The 25048-nt window shown below is 57.6% G+C and carries 26 protein-coding genes; 25 read left to right on the top strand and 1 reads right to left on the bottom strand.

The genetic code is table 11. The annotated features are described in order from the left end of the window. Positions 1-140: 140 nt before the first annotated feature. The 4 genes from AC5S27_RS17685 (at position 141) to AC5S27_RS17700 (ending at position 2709) form a co-directional block, all read left to right on the top strand. Positions 141-884, top strand: a complete 744-nt coding sequence (locus AC5S27_RS17685; RefSeq protein ID WP_493935887.1) for a hypothetical protein — start codon at positions 141-143, stop codon at positions 882-884. Positions 885-963: 79 nt separating this feature from the next. Beyond that, positions 964-1701: a hypothetical protein gene (locus tag AC5S27_RS17690; protein WP_493935888.1), complete on the top strand. Its 738-nt coding sequence runs from the start codon at positions 964-966 to the stop codon at positions 1699-1701. 38 nt (positions 1702-1739) lie between these two features. Beyond that, positions 1740-2210 (top strand): hypothetical protein, encoded by a 471-nt coding sequence (locus tag AC5S27_RS17695; protein ID WP_493935889.1) that lies wholly within the window; start codon positions 1740-1742, stop codon positions 2208-2210. A 259-nt stretch (positions 2211-2469) separates the two neighbouring features. Next, positions 2470-2709: a hypothetical protein gene (locus AC5S27_RS17700; protein WP_493935890.1), complete on the top strand. Its 240-nt coding sequence runs from the start codon at positions 2470-2472 to the stop codon at positions 2707-2709. Here the strand turns inward: AC5S27_RS17700 and AC5S27_RS17705 are convergent. After that, complete coding sequence (locus AC5S27_RS17705; protein WP_493935891.1) at positions 2671-3177, bottom strand: hypothetical protein; 507 nt, start codon at positions 3175-3177, stop codon at positions 2671-2673. The genes AC5S27_RS17700 and AC5S27_RS17705 overlap by 39 nt on opposite strands. Positions 3178-3359: 182 nt before the next feature. Here AC5S27_RS17705 and AC5S27_RS17710 point away from each other — a divergent pair, with 182 nt between their 5' ends. The 21 genes from AC5S27_RS17710 to AC5S27_RS17810 all read left to right on the top strand — a co-directional run bounded on the left by AC5S27_RS17710 (position 3360) and on the right by AC5S27_RS17810 (position 24718). Next, complete coding sequence (locus AC5S27_RS17710) at positions 3360-3794, top strand: hypothetical protein (protein ID WP_493935892.1); 435 nt, start codon at positions 3360-3362, stop codon at positions 3792-3794. A 15-nt stretch (positions 3795-3809) separates the two neighbouring features. Continuing rightward, on the top strand, positions 3810-4472 hold the full coding sequence (locus AC5S27_RS17715; protein WP_493935893.1) for a hypothetical protein: 663 nt from the start codon (positions 3810-3812) through the stop codon (positions 4470-4472). A 9-nt stretch (positions 4473-4481) separates the two neighbouring features. Next, the gene (locus tag AC5S27_RS17720) at positions 4482-4937 is read left to right on the top strand and encodes a hypothetical protein (RefSeq protein ID WP_493935894.1); all 456 of its coding nucleotides are present in this window, start codon (positions 4482-4484) and stop codon (positions 4935-4937) included. Positions 4938-4941: 4 nt separating this feature from the next. Then, positions 4942-5286: a hypothetical protein gene (locus AC5S27_RS17725; protein WP_493935895.1), complete on the top strand. Its 345-nt coding sequence runs from the start codon at positions 4942-4944 to the stop codon at positions 5284-5286. A 192-nt stretch (positions 5287-5478) separates the two neighbouring features. Next, positions 5479-8127 (top strand): TraG/VirB4 family ATPase, encoded by a 2649-nt coding sequence (locus AC5S27_RS17730; protein ID WP_493935896.1) that lies wholly within the window; start codon positions 5479-5481, stop codon positions 8125-8127. Beyond that, complete coding sequence (locus AC5S27_RS17735) at positions 8124-8975, top strand: hypothetical protein (RefSeq protein WP_493935897.1); 852 nt, start codon at positions 8124-8126, stop codon at positions 8973-8975. Before AC5S27_RS17730 ends, AC5S27_RS17735 begins: the two co-directional genes overlap by 4 nt. A gap of 10 nt (positions 8976-8985) precedes the next feature. Beyond that, on the top strand, positions 8986-9891 hold the full coding sequence (locus AC5S27_RS17740) for a hypothetical protein (protein WP_493935898.1): 906 nt from the start codon (positions 8986-8988) through the stop codon (positions 9889-9891). A gap of 5 nt (positions 9892-9896) precedes the next feature. Next, the gene (locus tag AC5S27_RS17745; RefSeq protein WP_493935899.1) at positions 9897-11318 is read left to right on the top strand and encodes a hypothetical protein; all 1422 of its coding nucleotides are present in this window, start codon (positions 9897-9899) and stop codon (positions 11316-11318) included. A gap of 9 nt (positions 11319-11327) precedes the next feature. Further along, entirely contained in the window at positions 11328-12071 is a 744-nt protein-coding gene (locus tag AC5S27_RS17750; protein WP_493935900.1) for a VirB8 family type IV secretion system protein, read from the top strand. Then, positions 12068-12367, top strand: a complete 300-nt coding sequence (locus tag AC5S27_RS17755) for a hypothetical protein (RefSeq protein ID WP_493935901.1) — start codon at positions 12068-12070, stop codon at positions 12365-12367. The genes AC5S27_RS17750 and AC5S27_RS17755 overlap by 4 nt, the downstream gene beginning before the upstream one ends. A gap of 249 nt (positions 12368-12616) precedes the next feature. Continuing rightward, entirely contained in the window at positions 12617-15208 is a 2592-nt protein-coding gene (locus AC5S27_RS17760) for a hypothetical protein (RefSeq protein WP_493935902.1), read from the top strand. Between the two features lie 81 nt (positions 15209-15289). Further along, on the top strand, positions 15290-16135 hold the full coding sequence (locus AC5S27_RS17765; protein ID WP_493935903.1) for a TrbG/VirB9 family P-type conjugative transfer protein: 846 nt from the start codon (positions 15290-15292) through the stop codon (positions 16133-16135). Positions 16136-16137: 2 nt separating this feature from the next. Then, positions 16138-16374: a hypothetical protein gene (locus AC5S27_RS17770; RefSeq protein ID WP_493935904.1), complete on the top strand. Its 237-nt coding sequence runs from the start codon at positions 16138-16140 to the stop codon at positions 16372-16374. After that, positions 16371-18164, top strand: a complete 1794-nt coding sequence (locus AC5S27_RS17775; RefSeq protein ID WP_493935905.1) for a type IV secretory system conjugative DNA transfer family protein — start codon at positions 16371-16373, stop codon at positions 18162-18164. The genes AC5S27_RS17770 and AC5S27_RS17775 overlap by 4 nt, the downstream gene beginning before the upstream one ends. 8 nt (positions 18165-18172) lie before the next feature. After that, complete coding sequence (locus tag AC5S27_RS17780) at positions 18173-18910, top strand: hypothetical protein (RefSeq protein ID WP_493935906.1); 738 nt, start codon at positions 18173-18175, stop codon at positions 18908-18910. Between the two features lie 10 nt (positions 18911-18920). Then, complete coding sequence (locus AC5S27_RS17785; RefSeq protein ID WP_493935907.1) at positions 18921-19592, top strand: hypothetical protein; 672 nt, start codon at positions 18921-18923, stop codon at positions 19590-19592. Further along, a complete protein-coding gene (locus AC5S27_RS17790) occupies positions 19577-20113 on the top strand; it encodes a hypothetical protein (RefSeq protein WP_493935908.1) in 537 nt (178 codons plus the stop codon). Before AC5S27_RS17785 ends, AC5S27_RS17790 begins: the two co-directional genes overlap by 16 nt. Further along, positions 20110-20889 (top strand): replication-relaxation family protein, encoded by a 780-nt coding sequence (locus AC5S27_RS17795; RefSeq protein ID WP_493935909.1) that lies wholly within the window; start codon positions 20110-20112, stop codon positions 20887-20889. The genes AC5S27_RS17790 and AC5S27_RS17795 overlap by 4 nt, the downstream gene beginning before the upstream one ends. Positions 20890-21462: 573 nt before the next feature. Then, positions 21463-22593, top strand: a complete 1131-nt coding sequence (locus AC5S27_RS17800; RefSeq protein ID WP_493935910.1) for an FAD-dependent oxidoreductase — start codon at positions 21463-21465, stop codon at positions 22591-22593. A 248-nt stretch (positions 22594-22841) separates the two neighbouring features. Further along, positions 22842-23927, top strand: coding sequence for an alpha/beta fold hydrolase (locus AC5S27_RS17805; RefSeq protein WP_493935911.1), 1086 nt, complete (start codon positions 22842-22844; stop codon positions 23925-23927). 419 nt (positions 23928-24346) lie between these two features. After that, the gene (locus AC5S27_RS17810; RefSeq protein ID WP_493935912.1) at positions 24347-24718 is read left to right on the top strand and encodes a hypothetical protein; all 372 of its coding nucleotides are present in this window, start codon (positions 24347-24349) and stop codon (positions 24716-24718) included. Positions 24719-25048: the final 330 nt, after the last annotated feature.

Consider the following 25048-nt stretch of genomic DNA (forward strand, 5'->3'; position numbering starts at 1 on the left):
CGCAAAAGTGAAACATTCGACTGGAGATACCGTGAAATTCCATTCTGAACCACTGCCGGTCAATTGACCGAGTTTCGGTTCCAGCCGATTCTCCGCTTCGACACGGAGGCCTTGAGCCGCCGAGTCCAGGAGAGTGAAACATGAGAATCGGATTGAATTTCTGGGAGGGCTCGACCAAACCAGCCGAGCCTCGATCAAACACGTTACGCTGGCTGCTCACAAGATGCTTTCTGATGGGTGCAGTCGTTCTCTCGCTTTCCGCCGTTCAGCATGAGGCGCAGGCCCAGTCTGTCGTCTCGGAATGCACGAACCCTGTTTGCAAACCCGGCAAACCATGCGCGGAGTATCGGTGTGCGCGGCCATGCCTGGATTGCACCCCGCCATCCTCCGGCGGCTCAAACTGTGTCGTTGGATATGCTCTTGGCAACGACGCGGACTTTGCGGGCGGCAACGTCCCGGATGTCCTCATTGAATCCACGGATTACTGGACGCTCGACGACGCTGGTGATGCTTGGTACGACGGGTTCTCGACAACAGGTCCTGTCGAGGAGGCGACGCTTACCCTGCCTCCGAGTTGCATTCAAACAAGTGGATCGTTTGTTCTCGAAGATCCTCTTGAGGAATACGAGGGTTCGCTCACCATAGGAACTTTCACCTACCAGGGTCTCGACACCCAGTTCTACGCATGGCCGCAAGTGTTTTACGACGATGGCGACCGGTCATTCATCGACGTCGTCGATCCCGACGGCAATATCGATTTCTACCAATATCCGTGGCTTTCCCTGGGCGCGTATGTTGTCACGGGAGTCGATGCATCAAATGGGGATTTATTCGAAGGAAACGGGACCGTCGAGCTTCTCATCGTTGCCGACGTGGCTTACTGAGGTAGTCGCGATCCATCCACTCCCCACCTGACTTTTCACCACTTTCAAGCAACACAACCCATTGAAAAAGGAGAGTACTATGCGTGTGATAAACCGCTTCACAATCACTTTCGCCGCGATGACCAGCCTGGGAATCGCAAAGTTGGTAGCACAAACCCCTTCGCTTCAGACAGTTCCGTTGAGCGCCGATATCTATGTTGCCAGCGTGCGCACTCTCCCTGATGGAAACACACTGCGCCAGGAAAGAAAGATGAAGTTCTATCGTCGCGCGGATGGAAGTACAAGGGTCGAGGAACCCAACCGAGTGGTCATCGTCGACAACAGTTCCCATACGGTGACCGTGCTCGATACGGCCGGGAAGGTTGCCCAGGTGCAGCACGCTCCGCTGTCAGCGGCGAGCGGGACGAAGCCTGCGGCGGCACTGTCCAAGACTGAGCCTTCCGGAATCAGCCTGAGCGGATCCGTCAATATTGGGAAGACCGGCGCTGGGAAGTCCGGTTCTGGGAAGACCGATCTCGGAGTCAAGGTGATTGCCGGCTACAGTGTTCACGGCATTCAGCAATCGACAACCATAGCGGCCAATTCCGCACTTGGAAACACCGCTCCCATTACCAAAATGATCGAGGTTTGGAGATCCGCCGATCTCCGGCTACCGCTGCTCACGGTCATCACCGATCCACTCGGCGGAACCACCACTTCTCAGTACGAAAATATCTCAACTGCGACCCCACCGGACAGTAGCCTCTTCACGGTCCCGGCGGGATACAGAACTGTCCCGGCTCCGCAGTCGCGCGTGATTACGTCGCAAACGAAGTGAGGAGCAATTCGTCCAAGCAGTTGGAGAAACGAACCGGTATGAGTACCTCACGCATACTACTTTCGATGCCTATTCTGGCCGCCGCACTGATGCTTTCCCCGCATCCGTGCGGCGCTCAAGCAATCACTGGCAGCACCGGCTGCCCGGTGCAGATTCGTCACACCAATTGGAAGGCGGCAAGTTCCGGATTTTCTCATTACAAAATTAAAGGCGTAGCCCTCTATCTCCAGTACATGAATGTCACCAATGAGCAGATCAAGGAAGTGGTTTTCGATGCCGCCACCTCCTATCGGGAACATGGCGCCATGGGTCAAAGCATGGTGGACAACTCGAACAAATCTCCGATTGCATCGGTAGCCCCACCGGGCAAATGGAAGAAGGCCGAAATCGATGTTGGGTTGAGTGAGCCGGGACGAACGAGACTGAGGGTCACGGAAGTGACTTTCTCGAGCGGTCGCCACTGGGTGAATTCAACTTCCGACGAGTGTGCGTGGTCGATCGCGCCATGAACAAAATATAAAACTATAAGTAAGCCAATCTAATAACGGCCTCGACTGCGGTCCGCTCGTGGCGCCATCTTGGTCCCGCAACTGTTGCTCAATTGAACTCCTTAAAATCCGGGACGCGAGATTAACTCGGGTATGGTATTCCGTCCTTAGAACTTCCCCTGAACTCGTCGCCCAGGAACCAAATTCTTGCGAGCAAATGGCCACGCTTCCGTAGTTCAAAATTCAAATAGCCACTAAGTGCGTAGGAGACTGTCTCGACGTGCCAAATCTCGTCGACCCGATCCAAATCCGGAAAATGAGGTCGCTGCCTTTCGATCTCGGTGAAGATCAGGTCAGGATGGAAGGTGAATTGATCGCGTTCAAGGAACAGCAAATGCCGATCAGCCTCCGTATTTACAAGCTTTGGAAGCTTCGTCCGGAGCGCTTTTTCGATCACCCTGTCAAGATCGTTCGCCACTTGCTACCGCCGAACCAACACGCTTCCCGGATTTGGCCGTGAGAGTCCGAACTTCTTTCGCTCTACCGTAAGTGTAACCGATGGCATCCCCGGTACTTCACACTGATACCTATGCTCGCCGTCACGCAGACTTAGCCGGTTGCTCGCGATCCATAAGTGTATCGACTCAACGATCCTGTTCCTCTTTACTAGTTGTTGGCCGTCAAGAATGCCAACAGGTACGTAGACAGTGACTCCAGTGTCCGGAACCGCGAGAGACTTATCATCCTCGATTCTCAGAAACGCCCGCTCGAACATCGCGTAGTCGCGTTTGTCGCCGACGAATGGCTCGATGAGCGTGTGCTCGATAGCCATCGTTTGGCCATCCTCTCGCGTGATCAGCGCCTCAATAGCACCATCTATTTCCTCATCGAGAGGGTCAATCTTAGAGCCAGCCCATGCAAAGTTCTCATAGGCGGACACGAATCGCCTGATGAAAACCTGTTCGTCCCTTCCACGCTTCGCGGGCATGCCGTTATTTTCCCAGACTTGGGCAGGTCACGCTAAGCCAAATGGGCCCGAAGTTGTCGTGTCGTCAAGTTTCCCAGTGGCGGAAACCTCCCCACGGCCCGAATTTGACCGAATTTCGATTCTGCCTCAAGGTTTCTCCTGACACGGATGCCCCGAGCAACCGGGTCCAGGAGAGCAACCTTATGAGAAACGCATCGACCGACTGGGGGCGCTCCCAAGCGTCCGCTCAAACATCCACGCTCGTCATCCACCGTCCCGACCAAATCAACTGGGTTCGTATCGCTCTCCAGTTCGCATTGGGTCTCATCCTGCTGGGCAATCTTCTTGCGCCGTTTGCAGCGAGAGCCCAGAACCTTGGAACGTCGCCACAGTTCGGCCAGGCCGTTCAAGGCCAGCAGGCGACAACCGTCGAGGGTACTGTCCTCAACATTGTGAACTGGAGCTGCAACGTCATCGCTCCGGTGATCGCGGTTGCCTGCCTGGGAATCGCAGGATGGCACTTCAAGAGTGGCCGCGGTTACCTGGGCTGGGGTGTCACCGGCGTATCTCTCATGGTGATCTCCGGTCTCGGACGCATGGCCGAGGGCTTCATCACCCAAGCGCAGGGCATTCAGTAAAGGGAGCGCCGAGCGATGCAACCGCCACAATTCCTCCTCGACCTACTGCAACTTCTGCTCGATCTCGCGGTGCCGGCGGCGTTCTGCACGCTGGCCGCCGCGGGAGTGAGCCTGCGGCATGAAGGAGGGATCAACTTCCATGTGAATGGCCGCACGGGCAAGTGGGTTCTGTGGACAATCGTCCTCCTAACGCTTCCGCAGTTGTTGTCGTGGATCGCGGCGCAAGGGATCAACATTCCGTCCGCGAGCGGGTCGGTGGGTACGAGTTGGCTGGCGAGCATGGAAACCGTCTTCAAGAGCTTCGTCAATCAGATCGTTGTTGCGAAGTTGGTTCCGGTGATTGCGGCCTATTTCGTTCTGAAGGCCACGCTCGATTGCGCGGCAGGCGAGAATCCGCTGGGCTCCATTGTTGCAGCGCTTTTTCTGATGTCTCTGTCGGCCACGATGCAACTGATGCAGGGTTGGAACTCCGGAGGAGAGTACGCAATGACCGACATGCTGACCTCTCTCTGGAACTACATTGCCGGGCAGATCATGCCGGCCGCGGCGGGACTGGCATGTGTCGGAGCCGTCATCAATTTTGTCCGGCACAGACCCTGGACCAGGCTGGTCTTCGCCGCGATCTCTTTTCTGAGTGTGAGCGGTCTTCTCGCGCTCTTCAAAGCAATGGCTGCATAAGGAGTAGGTATGAGTCTCGACGGCGCCATCACGAACCTCGCTTCCTGGGCCGGCAACACCATGATGCCGACCATGGCTGGCGTGTTCTTTGCGGGAGCCGTGTATCGGTACAGCAAGGGTGGCCCATTCGAGCAACTGCTCTACGGAGGCTTTGCCTCGTTGATGTGTTCGGGGATCTTGCGGGCGCTCGAAGGCTTCGTTCAGCACACCGGAGCGACAAACGCCGATGTCTTCTGGATGGCAACGATGAGCCTGACAAACTGGACGGCCAACGTCATCCTGCCCATTTTCGCTTTGACTCAACTCGTGGCCATGGCGCTCCACATGGGCGGAGTTGTTTCTGAGATTTATCCAGGCTCGGCCTGGATACGGAAGTTCATCGCGGCGATTGCCGCGCTGTCGGTTTCAGGCATCATGCGCCTGGCCGAGTCGATGGTGACACAAGCTCACGGAATCGGAGGGTAGCGCCATGAGTCTCGATCTCACGCCGGTTCATCGCAATCTCCATACCAAGGTGACTTTCCTTGGCCTGGAGTTTGAGGACCTGATCCTTGTGCTCGCGCTCGCCGCGCTGATGAATCTGGCAGCTCACTTTGTTAGCGGAAACGCGCATGTGCTCGGGATGCCCCTCAACGTCTTCATGGAGTTCGTCGTGCCGGCGCTGGCCGTGCCGTTCCTAATCCTGTTCAAGTACGGCAGGCCACGCGGCTATCTTACGGATCTGGTCCGATCGTTCTTCGATCCGAAGGCCTGGTGCGCGCTTGAGCGAGATTCGGAACTGACACATGCTTACGTGGTCGATGAGGAGGAGTAGTCCGATGCAGGCCTCGATCAAGATGGAATCAAACGGGTCAGTTGCCATGCAGCTGGATGTCGAAGCGGCACGAGCAGTGTCTGCGAGTGTGATATTCGCGGCTCGATTCCATGAGCGCATCGCTCCCCTGGTCGAGATTGCGAAAGCGGGATTGCAACTTGAGGGTCAAGAGTCAGCGCGGAGGCGAGAGCTATGCCGATGACGAATGCGGAAAATGAACGGAAGCTGAAGGCGCCCGCAGTGTGCGAGCTGCTGCCCCTCAGGGATCTGCCAATGGGCGACAACATCATGGTTCGCACAAGCGGAGCCTTTGTTGCGGGCTATGAGTTAAGAGGCATCCTTGCTTACTTTGCCACAGACGACGACCGCAATCAGACCAAAGCGATGCTCGAAGCACTGTTCCGCAGCGTTCCTGACGTGAGCATGCGCATCCAGTTCCGCTATGAAATCTCCGAGCACCTAGGCGACCTGCTCGACAGCTACATTCGCGAACAGCGCACTGAGCAGTCGGAGGTGATGGCGCTCGATACCCACCGTCTGAGAATGTGGCGGCAGAAAGAAAACAGCGGTGTCTTCTTCGAGAACCGGCTTCATGTGTATCTGGTCTGGGATCCTCGTGTTCACGCGAAGCTCTACCACTCAGCGCAGCAGAATCGAAGCCTGGGTGGATTCACTGTCAGCCAGACAAAGGCCATCCAGCGGACGCGCAAGGAGCATGAGACCTATCTTGCTGAGTTTGAATCCATCCTCCGCGGCATCGAGGGGTCGATGGAAGCGGCCAACCTAGGACCCCGGAGACTTTCGACCCAGGAACTCTTCGAGGAGCTAAAGCACGCGCAACATCCGATCCGGCGCGATCGGCGGGCTTATGTCCCCGGCGAGGAGATGATCGAGTACCGCAGTGCGCGGGAACAGGCAATCGAGGCGAGCATCCTCAATGAGACCGAAACATACCTCAATATCGATGGCTATCTTTACGGAGTTGTGAGTCTCAAGGAACTCCCCGATGCCACCTTCCCCGGGATGTTGCAGAACTTCTCGACGCTGGGTTTCCCCATCGTCATCAGCGGGCAAGTGTTGATCCCCGACCAGGTGAAGGTGCTCAAGAGCTACAAGAAACGCCTCCAGAAGATGACGGCCGCACGGAAGGACGCGAACGGCAACTTCAAGTCCAACCCCGAGGCGGAGGTTGCGCAGGCGCAGCTGATCCAGGTCCAGCGCGACATCATCTCTTCGTCACTCAAGACTGCGAAGCTCAGCCTCTGCGTCGTTGTCCGCACATCTCAGCCGGCGGTTACACTTCGCGATCTCGAACGGTCCGAGCGCGAGCTCGCGAATCGCACGCAAGAGGTTCTGAATGCCTTCACCCACATGAATGGCGCGAAGGCGGTGGCCGAGACCATCGCCAAACGGCGGATCTTTCTCGGTACTTTGCCTGGCATGGCAGAGGCGGACAAGCGGGACCAGGATATGCTCACGTCGAATGTTGCCGACCTCGTGCCGGTCGAGATGCCGTGGACCGGGACACGGAGGAGCCCGCTCATCCTGTTTGAGACGCCCTTCCGTCAGTTGATCCCGTTCTCCATGTTCGATCCCGATCTTTCGGATGCGAACGGGTTGCTGATGGCCAAGAGCGGCGGAGGAAAGACGCTTGCCGCGCAGCAGATGCTGCTAATGGCGGCCCGCGCGAATCCGCTTATTTCTATTCTCGAACGGGGTGACTCCTATCAACCGTTGGTCGAGTTGATGGGTGGGGAGATGATCGAGATGTCGCTCGACTCGGAGCAAACGATCAACCCCTGGGACCTTCCCCGTGGAGAGACCAGGCCCTCGAACGATCAGATTTCGTTTCTCAAGAACCTGACCCGGCACATGTTGGGAGAGAACACGCCGCCCGATCTCGATATCGATTTGCTCGACAGCGTGCTGCTCGAAGCCATTGCCTCAACCTACAAGCGTTGCAGCGCGAAGACATCGAATCCGGTTCCACTCTTTGGAGATCTGGCCGCGGAATTGGCGCACTGGCAGGACCGCGACCGCAATCAGAAGATCAATGCGATGGCGCAGATGGCATCGACCAAGCTCCGGGCCTGGGTTGATGAGGGCCCTTATGCGCGCCTCTTCGATCGGCCCACGACAGTCCAGCTGAACAATCCCTGGCTCTACTTCAATGTCGAGAAGTTGAAGGACGATCCCAGGCTGGAGCGGGCCATGAGCCTGCTGATCGCCCATACGGCCACTTATCGCGCATCGGGGTTCACGGGTCAGCCGAGCATTGTCTTGCTCGACGAATGCTGGGCGCTTCTTGAGTCGCCAATTCTTGCAAGTGTTGTCGTGCAATTGTTCCGCACCGCGCGCAAACGAAACGCCAGCGTCTGGGGAATCAGTCAGACGCCGGAGGATTTCGTCGGGACTCCGGACCGGCCCAATGAGCATGGCGCCGGCATCGTCAAGAATGCAACCACGAAGATCATCGGCAAGCAACCCGGCGATATGACGGCGCTCCGGGAGCACGTCCACCTGAATGAGACAGCGCTCAACCAGATCAAGACCTTTGCCCACCCCAAAAAGGGTCACAGCGCTGAGTTCCTCATCGCGATCGGGGAAAAGGCGGAATCGACGCACGCGATTCGAATTGTTCCTAGTGCCGTGGACTACTGGATCACGACCACCTATGCCCGGGAGCGAACTTTCCGAAAGTGGTGGCTGCGGCAGCATCGGCAACTGCCGTTGATCGAGGCTTACGAGCAGCTTGCCGTGCAGTATCCGCGGGGCTTGGCGGAACTAGCGCCACTGCCGGTCGAACTCTCAGGCGAGATGCAGGAGGCGATGAGCAAATGAGCGACAATACCCAGCCCACGACGGAGTTTCTCTTGAACGGAGTTGCCTACGACGCTGACGGAGTATGCCGTCCGAAACCACCGGCTCATGCTCGCTGGAAACGGAGACTGCTGATCGGAGTCCTCTTAATTGAGGCCTGCATCGCTCTGCCAAAGTACGCCCAAGCAGACTTCCTCAGCGTCTTTGACAAGATCTTCACTTCGATCCAGAGCGACATCGGGAGTTCACTCAAGACCATCAACGAGATATCGCAGCAAATTCAGAAGCTCTATCAAACGACAGTCGCTCCACTTGCGGCGATCAATCAGGCTCGCGGCTTTGTTGCGAACTCGATTTCGAACTTTCGCGGCCAGATGAATCAGATCTTCAATACCCGGTTTTCGAGCGCAGTCACGCCCGGCCCGAAGCAATTCGAAAGCATTCTGCACAGCCGTCTATCAACACAAATTCCGGCATTGCAGACCAGCTTCACGACGAACTATGGGGCTATCCCACAGGTCAACGCAGCTTCATCGCAGGATCGGGTCATGATGGATGTCGACGATGCTTTGGGCCAGGAGAACCTCAAGACAACCCTCATCGCAGACGAGGGCGGCGACGCCATTCTCCAGACCGCCGAGCAGATGGAGAACCAGGTAGCGGTCAGCACACCCGGCTCCAACCCCTTCCTCACTGCCCAGGCCCAGGTCGCCAACCTGCGCTGCCAGGCATTCATGCAAAAGATGCTTGCAGCAGAGTTGCGCCAGGAGGCGGGGCGCATTGCTCACGACAACGTTCTCGTAAAGCGCCGGACAGCCGCGACCGGCGGTATCAACAGCCTCATCACCGGAGCGCTGACGGCGCGATAAGGAGACTCTCATGACGGATCCGAAGAAGAACCTCAACAAACAGCGCAGGTCTTTCTTCTGGCGGCGGAAGCCTCTCCAAATGAACGAGCCTGCAAAACCCCAGAACGGGTATGAAGAGTCTCAGCGAGAGGCACGTCGGTGGTATCGCCCGACGCTGCTGAAGGCGGCGGTCGTTGGACTTGGCGTACTGGCCATTCTCCCGCCTCGTGCGAACGGGCAATTCGGCATCGACACGGCCGCGATTCTTGCGGCCTTGTCCAAGATGCAGTCGCTGATGAACACCTACATCGCCACGCCGCTCAAGACCATCAACCAATACGAGCAGAGCGCGGCAAAGTATGAGCAGGAGGTGATGTACCCGCTCGCTGCAATCAACCAGGCGAAGAGTTCGGTGACGCGGTTCGAAGGGCAATTCAATCAGATCAGCAGCCTGTTTCGGGGCAACGTATCGAGCGCTACTCTACCGCAGTCTCGGAATCTCGAATCCCTTCTGCTCTCGCGCAACGCCTCGAACGTGCCGAACGTCTCCGGCCAGTTTCAGAACGTGTATGGCGTTGTCATGCCTCAGAATGCCGCGTCTCCGCAGATGAGGACGATGACCGATATGACCGATGCGCAGGCTCAGGATGCAATGAAGCGAGCTATTGAGATCGACGCACTCGCGGACGCGGAGCTGAACGAAGCCAACCAGATGGGCCAGCAGATCTCGCAGGCCGCTCCAGGCAGCGCTCCGATTCTCGAAGCGGAGGCCGACGTGTGGGTCGTTCGCGCCAACGCCTACACTCAGGCGGCCCTGGCAGAACTGATGCGGACCCGAGGGATCGATCTTGCCAACCAGAGCAAGGTCGCAAAACTCGCGACCGCTGATAGCACAAGCAACAACGGCCTTATCAACGGCTCGCTGACCAACAGGTGACCGGCATGCTGCACTTGAGCTTACATCCCGTGGCGATGCTCGCGTTCTTTCAAGGGACGCAGCTGAACCTGTTCGAGCGCTTCTTGACGCAAGCCGTATCCGGTATCGACTCGACCGGTATTACTGCCGGGATGCAGAACGTGGCTTATGTCGTGCTGCTGGTGGGCTTCCTGTGGCAGGTCTATCAATCGTTACTCCACGGTGGAGATGTCCGAGGACTGGGCACGGGACTCATCAAATATGTGGTCACCGCGATCATCGTGATGAACTATGGGACGGTGTTTACCGCGATCAACCAGGGATTCGTAAACGGCGGCAACTGGGTAAGTAACGCATCGGGAGGGAACGTCCTCCAGAACTGGGGAACCGATCTGCAGGCGCAGTTCACGCAGGACGGCACGCAACAGCTATGGGGGCTGATTACTGGATCAATGGCGGGCCTAATTGACGGGCTTCTTATCCTCGTGGCCTACCTCCTCTACCCGATTGTCGTCGTCATCTTCGGGTTCTTCTACATCTTCTACGGAAGCGTCCTGTATATCTTCGGGCCGATTGTGATTGCGCTCATGCCTCTCGGCGGCGCGAACCGCCTTGCCAAGTCCTACATCGAAAACATCTTCGTCTGGAATGCTTGGCCGATCCTATATGGCGGCTTTGGCGCGTTGATCACAGCCGTGCAAATGGGCCAGGTTGGGCAGATGCTCAACCAGAATGATTTCCTTGGCGGGTTGGGAAACCTCGAAGGCTCGTTCCTGATCGGGATTGTCAGCATCGTCTACTCGCTCGCCATCGCGGTCATTCCTTTCATCGCCAAGCGGATCGTCAGCGGAGATGTTGGTAGCACTGCGGCGGCAATGATCGGCACGGCGGTTACAGCGCTGACGGTTGGCGCGGCCGGCATTGAGGGCGCCATGGCAGGCGTCGCGTCGGCAGGAGCGGGCTCATCGGGTGGAGCGGCAGCAGGATCCTCTTCCGGTGCAGCCACTGCGGGCTCCGCACGAGCGCTCACCGCATCGGCAGGCGGAAACCAACCGGCGCCGCCGCAACAAACTCCCATCGCCGCCTATTCAGGAAGCAGCGGGACTGGATTCCAAGATGGTGGGTTCAGGGATGGCTCCCCGACCCTGGAGGGCCATGCGGATCAGATTCGCAGCTCTATGAGTGATGTCATGGGCAGCGACGGGATGGGCACCGACAGTTCCAGTGAAGAAGGTAGCGGAGCTATCAGCGTTCCAGCTGAGGGCTCAGGCTCTCCGCAGGGCCAACCTTCTGTCGCGGCTGCCAGACCCAGCGCAGGGTCGAGATCGTCGGCTCAATCGAGAAGAGGTCCGAGCGTACACCGCTACAACCTGGGCACATGGAGCGCTTATCACGCCGCCCGGATTGCTGCTCGCAGTGTGGCAGGCGCAGCAAGAAATGAGGATTAGGAGGGACACATGAATACCAGCACCGTTCCAGCAGACGAAACGGCCATCGCGAGGCCGAAGTATTACGAAATGGATGGAGCGCTCCGGGCAAACGCGAACCGCGCCTGGCTTCTTGCCTTTCTGACCATTCCGGTGGCGCTCGTGGCCATAGGGTTCGCCATCTTTGTGCGCATGCAGCCACCAACCGTGATTCGTATCGGCCCCAACGGCGACGCCTCTGTACTGGGCAAGCCTGCAAAGGGTTCTGTATCGGACCTCGCCACCGGAGGGACCGATGAGTTCCTGGACGAGGCGTTCGTGAAGCGCTTTCTGACCAGTTACCTCAACTACTCGCCGGCCAACGTGGACGACCACTGGGCAGCCAGCCTGAATATGATGACGCGCAACCTCCGCGCTTACACGCTGAAGGCCATGGGGGACGATGACACCCGAGGCAAGATCGACGAGGGACAGGTGCAGTCTGTCTTTCATCTGCGGGAGATCGATGCGGTTTCGGGCGAGCCCCTCACGTACCTGGTCTACGGAGTTAAGGACGTTCACCATTTGTCGAACGGAAACGAGACGACCGATCACTTCGTGAACGAGTATCGCGTGCGCCTGATCGCCGACAAACGTTCCGATGTAAACCCGGATGGGCTCTGGATCGCCGATTACAGTGAGCGTCCGATCGACGGCGAGCGCCGCGACCGCATCCTGAATGCGCCGGACGCCACTCTGGACACCGATGCCGTTCCAAACAAGGGAGGTCAATGATGGATGCCGCACTTGCGAAGGTCGCAGAGATACAACAACCAGCCCTGGCATCCGGACCAAGGCGTGTGCGCCGGCCCCGCCAGCAGACCGAAGAGGTGGCTCGATACTTTCTCGCCAAAGAAGGATCGTCTGTGGAGAAGCCTGAGCTCGGTGCGGAAGTGGCCAGCGAAGGCGAGGCTCTGATCAAAGCATTTCAATCGAAGAACGGAGTCATCTACACCCTCTTTGCTTACAAGGCGGAGGCGGAGATGCAGGGAGGATCTCCGACATTGGTAAGGCGGCCCATTCGCAAGTAGGGCCATGGCATCAGTAGCAGAGGTCAGCACGGATTCAAAGAGGGGACAAACCTGAAACACGGCTCATGTCGCCTCCTTTGACGCCTTATCGCAAGCGCGATGAGGAATTCCGCTGACCCGGTTTGCACTCTCAAGACCTGGTTCGGCTTGACACCCCACCCCTAACCCGGGCGGCCAGGCGAGAGACAAGAAACCGGCGTCAGCCAATCTTGTCACTTGCGTCTGAAGCGCCAGACAAGTGAGGAGAACATGACAGCGAACAGGACACAAAACGCGGCACTCGATCAACAGCTCATTCTTGAGTTGCGCATCGATGCCTCCGGTGAAGTGACCCGCAAGCCAACCAAGCTCGGCCGGAAAGACACGCTTGAGGGAAAGCTCCTCGGGCAACTCTATCCCGGCATCCGAGTAGCGCGAGTCAGCGTGCCGTATGAGTTGACGCCGTATGAGCAGTCTGTGGTCGAAAACCGCATGGCGAGCCTTCATTACGGTGGGGTCGAGTACAAACTGGTCGGCGCCAGCGGTTCAGCGAAGGATGGAAAGTTCTACTTCGTCGATAAAGCACACGCCGGCCAGATTGCTGAGCGCTTTCAGCATTGGCCCGAGGCGGCGATCGTGTACTTTGCGATTCTCGTCTCCGACTGCAAGCTGATGGTCGAGGAGCCCGATCTGCGCATCGCTGTGGTCAAGGATCATGTCCTTGGCACCAACGATTGCCGAGGCTGGGTGCGTGAATCCCTTTACCGGAAGCTGAAGATCGGCACGAACCGTTTTTGCCAGTTCAGGCTGGCATTCGACGCGCGCGAACCGAAGCAGGCAAAGGGCGCATTGAAGGCGATGAGCGATCGCGTAGCCGACAGGCTCGGGGTCGACGTCATTCTGCCAGAAAGCGCCTGCAAACCGGCCTTGAAGGGGAGTGTACGGTTTCTTCCCTCTCTGGGCACATCGGGCCGTATGTTCACCGGTCCGGCGATTCTCGGGATCAAACAGATCTCCCGGCAATCGGAGTTTGGATCAAGCTACACCTTGATCGAACATGCTTCGGAAGAGTCGCTGCAGTTCGAATTGAAACTGTGGGCGCTCCAACGAATCAAGACGATGCGGAAGGCGTGGGACGAGGGCGACTACCAGGCGCTGTTCGAAGTAATCGGCAAGTCAGAGGTTACGACGATCGACGATGGCGTCAACTTCGATCCCGAGTCAATGGAGCGAGAGGGGGAGCGAGAGGACGATCAGGCTTCAGAAGGGTGTGACCCGGCCGAGGCTGTTCTGTTGGCAGACCGTAGCGGAAATGCAATCAAGATTCCCTACGTCTTCAATCAATTGAACCGGAAGCTCGCTCGCTGGGCATTCCGTGCCTGTACGAGCGCGGACCTTAAGCTGCCATCGTTCGCTCTCGCTGACGACGGTGTCCTGATCGAACATCGAGGGAGTATTCTCTCTGCGTCCGATTGGATACCCGAAGATAGCTCGATCACATCCCTGACGGCTGAGCAAGGCCTTTGCGTCCGGTACCCAATTCGGATGCAGGAGGATCTTCTGCCCATCCGTCATATCACCAACGAAGAGCTTGTTCCGGCGCTCAAACAGGCGCTGGGAACAGCCGACCTCGATGAAACGCTGGTCGCAACCATTCTTGAACGGCAACTGCGGATGGAGGGCACTTATATCCTCCATTCGAAGACCGCAAGCAAGAACGGAGGCGACTTCGACTTCGACACCATCTGCGTGATGCCGTCCGATCAGTTCCCAAAGTTCGTTGCGGGAAGGATCGCATATGGGCAAAAGTTCCGGCAGGAAAAGACGAAACATCAGAAAGCCAAGTCTCCTTGGTGGAATGCGTGCCCGGTTGCCATGAAGGCGCGGGGAAACCGGATCGGTTCAATCACCGACCTGAAGACCTCATGCCTTGCCGCGGGTAGACCTGACTTGGCCTACAAGCTTGTCGAGCAACTGCAGAACGCACTCGATTCCCTCAAACACAGGGTCGAGATTGATGAGTCCGTTGTCAGTGAGATCAGGAAGGAGGTAGCGCCGGCGCCCTGGCTCCGCTACAAGCGGGAGCGCACAGTGTCGGACCTGCCCGCCCATCTTGAAGTTGCGGACACGGACAAGGTTGGAAGGCTCTACAACCTCCTGCGCAAGGAACTCGGCTTTCTTCCCGACGAAACCGGCAACGCTTTCGAAGAGAAGATGGGGATCGAAGACTTCCGTGGACTCTTCTCGGGCGAGCACGTAACCCGGGAGATGTTCGAGGAATGCCAGTTGGTCAATTCGATCTACGGCGATATCGCAAGCCGGATCGTCCAGCGCGAGGATGAAGTCAAGCAGCAACTGAAGAACGCTCAGGCGCAATGGGAAGCCGTGCGCAAGAGTGAAGACAAGGAACAGAGAAGGTCTGCGGTGCTTGCGCGAAACAAGGCGCAGGCGGCTCTCTGGGAGCACGAGCAGGATGCACGGGATCAATTCAGTTCCCTGCATCTGTTCCTTCACTACTGGGCGCAAGGCAAGCAGGAGAACCGGCGGGCGTGGGCGCAGGCGATGAATGCGGTCGTTACTGGCGGCACAGGTTCCGGAGCGGTGCTCTTCCAGTCGTTTCCGCAGGAGGTGGTCGATGCCTTCGCGGAGGTGACAGGCGGTGAGCGGGTTCGGGTTCGAATGCCGAAGACCGTCAACGGCTATGCCTGGTTTGACGATGAGCGGCGAGCATTCCTCGTCGAACGAATCGCCAATCCTGAAGGCCCGGAATGCGAGAAGAGGGTCTTTCTCTTTCAGTACAAGGGGAAGCGCAATCTGCTGTTCGAAAACACGAGTGCTCCCATTCCCCTGGGGCACTCCTAGCCGGCGAAGGAGAAGACTGAGCTTCCGGCTCGGCTTCTCCTTTCCGTTTTTCAGACAGATGTTGCACCCCTGGAGGCAGCTATGAAAACGCTCACGACGATTTCCCTTGCTCTTGCGGTTGCCACGGCGGGCGCGCAGACTACCACCCAAAGCCAGATCCGCCATATTGAAACCTCGTTGAACCATCTCACCGTTCTTGAGTTTGGCGAGTCCGTGACGACCCTCGCCATCGCCGATCCTGACAGCTTCGAGATTGAGCGCCATGACGACAAGGTTTTTGTGAAGCCGCTCCGCGAAGGTGTATCGACCAATCTTTTCGTTTGGACCGCTTCGCGCGAGCTGAGCTATGAACTCGACCCTGCAGGCCAGCTTGCGGCAATGGATGTCCTGGTCCGCACGGAGCCTGCACCCAAACAGCATGTCAACGCGCAGGCGTCGGCCGAACCTTCGGATGCGGAAATTCGCAAGATCGCATCGCTGGTTCTTACGCAGGCAATGATGGGCGTAGAGGGTATCGCGCGCGACCCGGAAAAGCGCACCGCCGACCGCGTCGAGGTCGAAGTAGAACAGGTTTACCGAGCCAAGGACCGACTCTACATTCGCTATTCGATTGCCAACCAGAGTCGCACTCCGTTCCGGGTCACGGACCCGGATGTATGCGCTCCGCTCCCGTCCGAGCGGCCGATTTCGCTCGTGAGTCTCAAGAATCACCAGATCAACTCCCAGACCTTCGCGGCCTTCAAAGCGCGGAAAGTCTCTGGCATTCCAGTGATCCAGGCCGAATCCGGCGCGCGCGATCTTGCGCCCGGAGAGAAGACAACCGGCGTCATCAGCATTGAAAGTTCCGCGGGCAATCCACCGCAGATCTATCAATTGAATTTCGGCGCTGACCAGAGCGGCCCTCTGAAGGTCGAGGTGGTTCTCTAGTCATGGACGCAGATGGCTACATTTCGGCGGAGGAAGTGCGCCAGGCGCTTAGACACATTTACTTGAGCGATGCCGAGTCCAATCTGCAAAACGCTCTTCGTGAATCGCTTTCCGATGAACTCAGACCTGTCGATGAGAAGGGCCGCTGGAAACCCAGCCCGTTGATCGTTCTCACCGTTGTTCTCCTCTGCGCTCTGGCCGGCGTCTTTATCTACTTCACCATCGGAGGCCGCGGATGAGCCCGTACTACGATCAGCCGGGATCGCGCCAGAGAGGACCGGAGGATGTCGGCGGCGTCCTCGTGCTATTCGCGTGCGCTGCCGTTGGATTCTGCTGGTACGTCGCCGTGTCCCGCCTCCATCTGCGCAATGATCAGTGTCTTGAAATCTTCCTCTACAGCGCCATCCTGTTCTTTGGCGGCGGCCTCATCTTGGCGCAGCTGATTGGCCGCAGGAAGAAGAGGGAGGAAAACTGGCCTCACCCCGCTATCGTGATTCCGGCATCGAAGGACGCCAGGATGGTGCGCGATGCCGGTGAGTCTGGAGCCACGCTGCTGGGATACAACGTCCACAAGGAGCCATGGTTCTGGCAGGATACGGTGCGGATGAAGCACGGCGTCATCGTGGGCGGCACAGGCGCGGGCAAGTCCACATTCCTTGAGAACATCGTTGCTCAGGACCTGACGCGGCGCTTTGGCGCGCGCAGGATGCCGATGATTATCTTCGACGGCAAAGGTGAGCGCGACTTCCTCGACCGCCTGCTGCCGCACATCGAAGCCGCCGGCCGCCTGCAGGATTTGCGAGTGATCGATCCAACGCACCCGTTAGAGTCTGCGCGATACAACCCGTTCTATGCGCTTGACGACGCTTACCAGGAGCATGTGAACTTCATCTTCCGCTCCTTCGGACTGCGCGAGGACTTCTTCAAGGGGCACCAGGAGGCGTATCTCTCTGACCTCGTTCGCATCCTTCAGTACACAGGCAAGCTCTTCAACGTCTACGACGTGCTGGTGATGGCGCTCGATGAGAAGGTGTTGGAGGAGCAAATCGGAATTGCGAAGGCGCGGCTGGCGGTTGTGCCAGGAATCTCCATGCAGAAGCGTTTGAACTTCGAAATGTCTGTCAAAATGCTCCAACGTTCGCTGTCCGACCGCGAGCGTGTCGAGAAGATTCAGGGACTCTTGAATGAACTGTTAAGCTTCCTGGAGGACGAACTGTCGATCGTGACCGGATCGTATCAGGACCTCCTCACGCTCGACGACGTTGTCAATAACGATCTCATTCTGTTTGTCTCCCTCAATGCAAACCGCAATCAGCGCGCTGTCGAAGCTTTAGGAAAGATACTGCTCCAGAACATTCAGTTGATGGTGGGCAAACGCTACGCGCAGCCAGCCAGCAACCGGGATGCAAATGAACCCATGCTCTCGGTGATCCTGGACGAGTTCGCCCCCTTCGCTTATCCGGGCTTTACGCAGGTGCTGCAAACGGCGCGCGGCGCGCGAGTCTCGTTCCTGTTCTCCTTCCAGAGCATGCCCCAGTTGCAACGCGTGAGCCAGGCGTTCGCCGACGAGGTCTCGTCGGCGCCTGGAACGAAGATGATTATGAACGTCTCGGAAGAAAACACAGCGCAATGGTTTCTAAAGGCCTCCGCCAGGATTGCCACGAAGCGTCGCAGCTTGTCGGTGCGCCGCACCGGGATCTTCTCGACCAAATACACCGAGACTGGCACGGGGAGCGAAAGCGATATCAAGGAGACGCGAGCCCGGGAGGATCACATCAAGAATCTGCCTGTAGGCCAGATGGAGATTCTGATGGTGGATAACCGTGAGGGCACTCGCTACTCCCATCTGCACGTCCGGCGAGCTCCGCGGTTTCAAGTCGAGGGCCTGGAGCCTTCCCTCTATCCCAAGATGCACAGCTATCTTGACCCGAAGGTCGGCGTGAATCTTCGTTTCAAGGAAGCCGAGAACCGGAAACAGCGGCGCAGAAGAACGGCGGGTTTGTTCCTCGGCGCGGGAGGTGGAGAGTGACGATGCGGATGTCAGTCACAATCCGATGGGCCGTAATTGCCATCATGCTTTGCTGCGTGCATGGTCTGTCTCTTGGTCAGACTCTGGATCGGCCGAGCACTCGAAGTGCGCAGTCTGCCCCCAGACGCCAGGGCTTCTTCGACTACGCGCTGGGCAAAATCAATCCGCATGGCATCGACTACGGTGCGTCGTTGGAATCCGCCCGGGCGGCTGTTGTTGAAGACAGCATCGACGATCTCTACTTCTGGTCGAATGTCGTGACGCTGCTTTTGCTCAGCGGGCTGGTAGCTATTGCCCTTCTCCAGTGGCACGCCGCCGACAAGCGCGAAGTCATCGCGGCGTCTCTGATCGCGCAATTATGGAACGGCCGCGTGAGCGACAGGATCGAGATCGAGCGCAGAACCCAGCAGTTCAATCGGCTGGTTGAAGCGCATAACGCCGATGTGGAAAAGAATCTGTCACAGAAGCCACGCCCTTCGCAACAGGATGCCGAGGCGGCCGGAAGCTTGACGCGGGGCGTTCGCAACCTCGCAGACAGCAAAGGAATCTCGCCGGTGGAGGTGGAGAAGATCGAAGCCGCGGCGCCAGATGCAACCACGGCGAGCGTGCAGCAAAACATTCTCCTGTTGCAGCGGCGCATGGAGGCATTGCAGAACAGCGAGCACAATCTCAAGCAGCGCCTGAACCAAACGACCGTTTTGCTCGATCAAGAACGGCGTCGCAACGCGACTCTCAAGGGCGCATGAAAGGGCCAGAATGACCAGAGCAATTCCATCCGATTTTGGAAGTCATGACGACTGGCTCATCCATGTCCGTCGCGAAATGCCTGTTCCGGAGCAGCCCTACGCGCTTGCTCTTGGCCGTGTCGATCTCTTTCGGAGCTTCTACCGGATGCGGGAAATTCCGTTCCCAGCTCAGTTCGCGGAGGAGTTGGAACGTATCGAGACGCTGCACGATCCCATACGGACAGCGACATTAGAGGCTCTAAGCGACACAATCCTTGAAACCCTTACGAAGCAGCTCTGCGATCGGGTACGCCCGACACCTTCTGAAGATATCGAGCACAGCTCCTCTCCACGAGAACAGATTCAGGTGCTGCGCGATCATATTGCGGAGCGAAATCCGTATTTCATGATCTGGGTTGCCTACAGGAGGGATGTGACAGACCACATGGTCCCCGACAAGTGGGGCGAGTATGTCCTTCACGAACTTGGGGCTGAGGGCGCTGAAGAGATCGCGTTCGCGCACGCAATGGTCGAGTTGGACAAGCTACTTGCTCTCTTCCATGACGGGAATCGAGTGCTCCCCGGCCTCGCCTTCGAGCGCATCTGGTTCCTGCATTCTCTCCGTGGCCCGGAGCGAATGCTCCAAACGCGCGCCGTCCTGGGAATGCTAACAACGGAGTTGGCGGCATGTACGTCCGCGTAGTCAGCTTCGGGACGAACTGGTGGACTATGAACTCACGCGACACGAGCGATCCGTTTTGCTTCCGGCGGAGGGCGGCCTGGTTCAACGCCGCGGCCTTGATGTCGGGAAGGCGGCTTCATCACAGCGCGATCTTCCCCGGCCAGGTGCGCTTCAATTCACATAGCGGATTCGATCCAGAGTTCCCATTGCGTGCGGTTGGCAGGACTTTTCAGTGCTCGGGGCCACAGCAGTTTGCCGGAAAAATGCACCTCTTGTTCGAGCGTCGCACCTCTCAGGCGGAGCCCGACGCCTATCTGGTCACGCTCAAATCTGTGGAGCACGGCGCAATCCAGTTCGCCAAACCAGGTTGGAAATCTGCCGGCGTCCGACCAATTTCGATCAGTCTGCGCGGCAATAGGTACGAAGCAATGTTGCTTTTCGGAGACCAGGATTGGGTTGAGAGCGACCTCGGGCGATGGCAGGTCGATCCGAGCCAAAGCCGAGTCAGGTTGAGCGTTGTTCGCGAAGGAGCACTCCAGTGAGGTATTACAAGGGCTATATTGCGCTCTCCGAAACATGCGATGTTCCGGTGCTACTCCACATCCGGAATGCGCGTGCACTTTGTTTCGATCAACTCTGCGAGTTGCTGTCGCACGAGATGCTCGCCGTGATCGTCCGCTCGCTACGCTGGCGAGTGGCACGCCTCGAGAGAGTTGGGTTGGTCGCAAGGTTCAACGACCAACGGTTTCTCGGTAAGCCTGTCTACCGCATCACACAGCTGGGACTTGAATGTCTTGAGTCGCGTGGGCATTGTCTGGTTTCACTGCCCAGCGATACGGAGCAGATTCTTCACCCGTCGAAGATCGCCCACGCCCTTGAGCTGGTCAACATCCATGTCGCGTTCGCACGGACCGGCCTGTTGCGTTCCTGGAAGACCGATGTCGAGATCGCGTCCAGAAACCTAGTTGCCGTTGGCGGGGCGATCAAAGACTATGACGCCATCGCTGAGATCGAGGTCGACGGATGCATCAGAAGTATCGGGATTGAGTACGAGCGAAGCGCTAAATCCGTGACGCGATATGATGCCATTCGCGAAGCCCTCGACAGCGACAAGACCACGGATTTGGTTCTCTATCTTGTCGCGAGCGAAGATCTTCTGTACCTGCTTGCCATGGAATTGCGCTCGGCTCGCAAGCGGATCGCCTTCGCGCTGAGCGATGCATTCCGCCGCTCGCTGCTAGAAACGCGGACGCTCACCAATACGGCGAGTTCGGAAATCGTGCCCTTCCGCGAACTCCTCAATCCGAAACATCCATAGTCGCCATCCGGCAATGGCACGAATCCCTTTGGCTCTTCGTTGCCGTCGTATTTCCGTCGCATTGCCGTGCGATCTAAGTTGCTTTGACCTTCTTTGCCTCGCTTTTGACCGAAATCGATCCCTCCTAAGTCGTGTCCGCTCAGAAGCTTCCGTTCTGACTATCCCCTTGTACATAGGCCTTTTTGGAGGTATGCGAAAGTGTTAAATGGAGGTGATGAGCGTGATTGCCAGACTGGAAGAATGAACCGAGTGAATCCAGCGGTCAGAGGTCTGCCAACAAACGGAACAGTCAGAGTTAATGAACGTGTCGGCATGTGCTTAACAGTAGAATCTCGCAACAGTGGAGAACTTCTAGCTGCCACAAAGGCAATCGCTTTGCCAGACCGCAAAGATGCGTTAGGCTTACAACAGTCGCGAAAAACGACCGCCTGACTCAGCGATGCGCTGGCAGGCGAGTCGAATACAAGTCAATCACGCTCTCTGTGTGATTCGGCCAGCGTCTCCGAACGCAACTGCCAGTGCTAGTTGCGACGGTTAGCCCACAAAGCTGACTACGACAAAAGGAGCGCACATATGCGAAACCCGATCACAATTATTGGTGCCGGACTTGGTGGTCTCACCCTTGCCCGCATTCTCCACCTCCATGGCGTTGCAGCCACTGTCTATGAAGCGGAAGCGTCGGTTCATACGAGAGCGCAGGGCGGACTGCTCGACATTCACGAATACAACGGACAGATTGCTCTTAAAGATGCGGGTTTATTTGAAGCGTTTCTTCCGCTCATTCGTCCTGGCGAAGACGCAAAACGCGTCGTCGATAAGGATGGCAACGTTCTCTTAGACAAACCCGGTGGACATTCCGACAAGCGGCCCGAGGTGGATCGGGGCGACCTGCGGAGAATGCTCATCGACTCCATCCCGCGTGAAACGCTCCAATGGGGTCACAAGGTGGCATCCGTGACCGCGATCGGTGACGGAAGACATGGCATCACCTTCTCCAATGGCTCCACGGCTATCAGCGACGTGCTTGTGGGTGCCGATGGCGCGTGGTCCAAGGTACGTCCACTTGTATCCCGTTCGAAGCCGCTTTACACCGGCACTTGCTTCATCGAAACATTCCTCTCTGACGGCGACACGCGCCACAAAGCAAGTGCAGATGCCATCGGCAGCGGTACGTGTATGGCGGTTGCTCCGGGCAAGGGCATCCTGGCGCATCGCAATGCGGATGGAACACTGAAGACGTATGTTGCCTTGAACAAGCCGGAGAGTTGGATCGCTTCCTTCGACTCCCGCGACGCAAACGCCAGCTTGGCCGGTATCGCGGAACAGTTTCAAGGCTGGGCTCCGCAGCTTACCGCCCTGATTACAGACAGCGAAATCGATCCGCTGCTTCGACCGATTTATGCGCTGCCGGTCGATCACCGGTGGAAACGGGTGCCAGGCGTAACCCTGCTCGGTGATGCGGCGCACCTCATGTCTCCGTTTGCAGGTGAAGGTGCGAACCTCGCCATGTACGATGGCGCGGAACTGGCCCGAGCTCTAATCGCCCATTTTCGGGACAGCGAAGCCGCACTTGCTGCCTATGAAGACGAACTCTTCCCCCGAAGTGAGAAATTCGCTCGCGAAACTGCACAGAACCTCGAACGGTTCTTCGACAATACCGCGCCCAAGAGCGTGGTGGAACTCTTCAGGAAGCACCTTGCGTGAACAGGAAGCGGCCCTGACTTGACGCGAAATCGCAGATGCACGTTTTGAGAGTGCTCGGGCCTGGAAACGTGTTTCGGCCTGGAGTCGCGAGTTGAGATGTGGATCGGTGAACCCACGCCAACGTATCGAGGCTATCCTGTGTTCTGCGGGTTTGAACTACGTTCATCTCCGCAAAGGATATGCTTCCACCCATGATTGTGCTTCGTCTAACACCATACGGCGGTGTCCATTTATTTCGGAGTTAGATCATGAGACCGTATCTGAGTTTTGCGGCCTTCGCATTTCTCATCTGCCTTGGAACTCTCCACCTATATGCTCAGTCTCCTTCGGGTGACGAAGGGTATGCGCTTTTTGAACATCCGGGGCGTATGGTTCGTCTTCCCACCGGAAACCGGCTGAGCCTTTATTGTGCAGGCAAAGGGAGGCAGACCATAGTTCTTGAAAGCGGCTTTGGCGGTGGGACATACGCTACCTGGCACATACTCCAGCCACGTTTGGCAACTATGTATCGCACGTGCTCCTACGACAGGGCTGGGTATGGATTCAGCGAGCTCGGCACCGATCTTCCGCGAGACACTAAGCACGATGTTTCCGATCTTCACGCATTGCTCCATGCATCCGGCGAGCGTGGCCCCTATGTTCTGGTTGGACACTCCGATGGAGGACACACCATTGGAGCGTTTGCAGACCGGTTCCCGCATGAGGTCGCAGGCCTCGTTTTCCTGGATGCCGCCGTGCTCCTGGACAAGCCTTCAGAAGCCACTCCAAACGATCCATCTCCAAGCCTCCCCTCTTACGAACAGCATCAACTGGATGAAATTCGTGCCTGTCTGCATAGGGCCCAGTCGTCTTCTGGAAAGTTGATACCAAAGGAGGACGACTACTGCCTAGACAGCAAGGAGACCTCGCATCTACCGGCTCCCATGGCTGAGGCCCTGGCTGTAATGTCCGCGCGCCCGGAGTCTTGGAAGGCTTATCTGTCCGAGGCTGAGCAGCACTACATCGTGCAAAACGACAAATGGGAGGAGTCGTTGCTTCCGCATCGGTGGACGAACATTCCAATCCGAGTGTTTACGGCGAGCGTGGCATCGCTGGACGACAACACATCTGCTCCGCTCTACGGACTTCCAGCCTCGGATCATAAGGGGATAGCGGAGGCAAGAGAAGGAAGAAAACGATGGGAAGCGCTTCAAACGCGAATCTGCGATTTCTCATCCTTCTGCAAGTCTTACCTAATCCCAACCTCAAAACATCTGGTCCAGAACGCTGTTCCAGACCAGGTCGTTGAGGCGATTCAGCAGATCGAGGCAATGGCCCAACACGCTTTGCTCTGAGGACAATCAACTCATCCAGAACCACCTGTAGCCGGTGATAAAGGAGCGGCTGAATTGCCGCCAAATCGCCAATGCGCTCGCGGACCCTTTGAATGGGTCCCGACAGGAAGTGCCGCCATTCTGAGCGTTTCGCAAGCGAGCCTCACTTGGGCAGATACATAGACTGCCTCTCTTCTGAAGGCGTTGGCGCGCCATCACCTTTACTCTCCCGGCGTCTCATGACTCCGATTTTGTCGGCGCGCTGGGGCCACTCGTGCTATTCGTTGCTGCCCGCAAACCGACCTACCGAAGCGGACGAGTCTCCATTCACACCTCAGCCCGGAGCGGAGCGCTTGCCAGAACTTGGCTCGTTGCGCTCATGAGTCGCCCACCAACAACAATGCCACCACAACCCAATCCCACAAGAGAGGAGAACCGCCATGCAGCAACCCAGCTTGGGAAAGATGTCCGCCTACAAGATGTTCAATTGGCGGGACCGTGCTACCAGTTCCGTCGAGCAAACCGTCGCCGCATTTCTTGAAGTCGGCGAGGCCGTCGCCACCCGCTGGATCCAGACGGCCAAAGGTGTGCTGCTGCTTCAGATGGTGCCGGACAACGGCGCATCGGGAGCGATCTACGTCTTCGATCGACAGCGCGAACAGTGGTACATGCTGTCGTTCGAAGGTTGCGAAGACCAATTCACCTCGGAGAAGTTTGACCGCGCGTTCTCCGAGTACGACCTGTTTCGACTGGTAGAGCAGCCCGGCCTGCTGCTCTCCGAGTTTCAGGGGTTCCAACCGGCCACCGCTTAGCCCACCCGCAACACACTCACAAACAATTCAACCTCAACTCATAAGGAGCTGTCATGCGTCTATCCGCAGGCCGTATCCGCTCGATCAACCGTGCGATCTCCAGGGTCCAATCGTCCGCCTGGTCCGCGCCAGTCAGAAACCCTCACCGCGCTTCGGCAAACCCACCACTGGCCGCCTCCGCGAGCGCGGCCGACTTTGTGAAAGTCGTTGTGGTCCCAAGGGCCGCCAAGCTGTAACACCGGCAACCGGAATTGGCGAGCAAATGCACAGGCTGAGCGCGCTTTGCTCGCCGCTTTCCGTAGATTTGACCGAGTTTTCGACCCGGGATAC

The organism is Acidicapsa borealis (assembly GCF_059115245.1).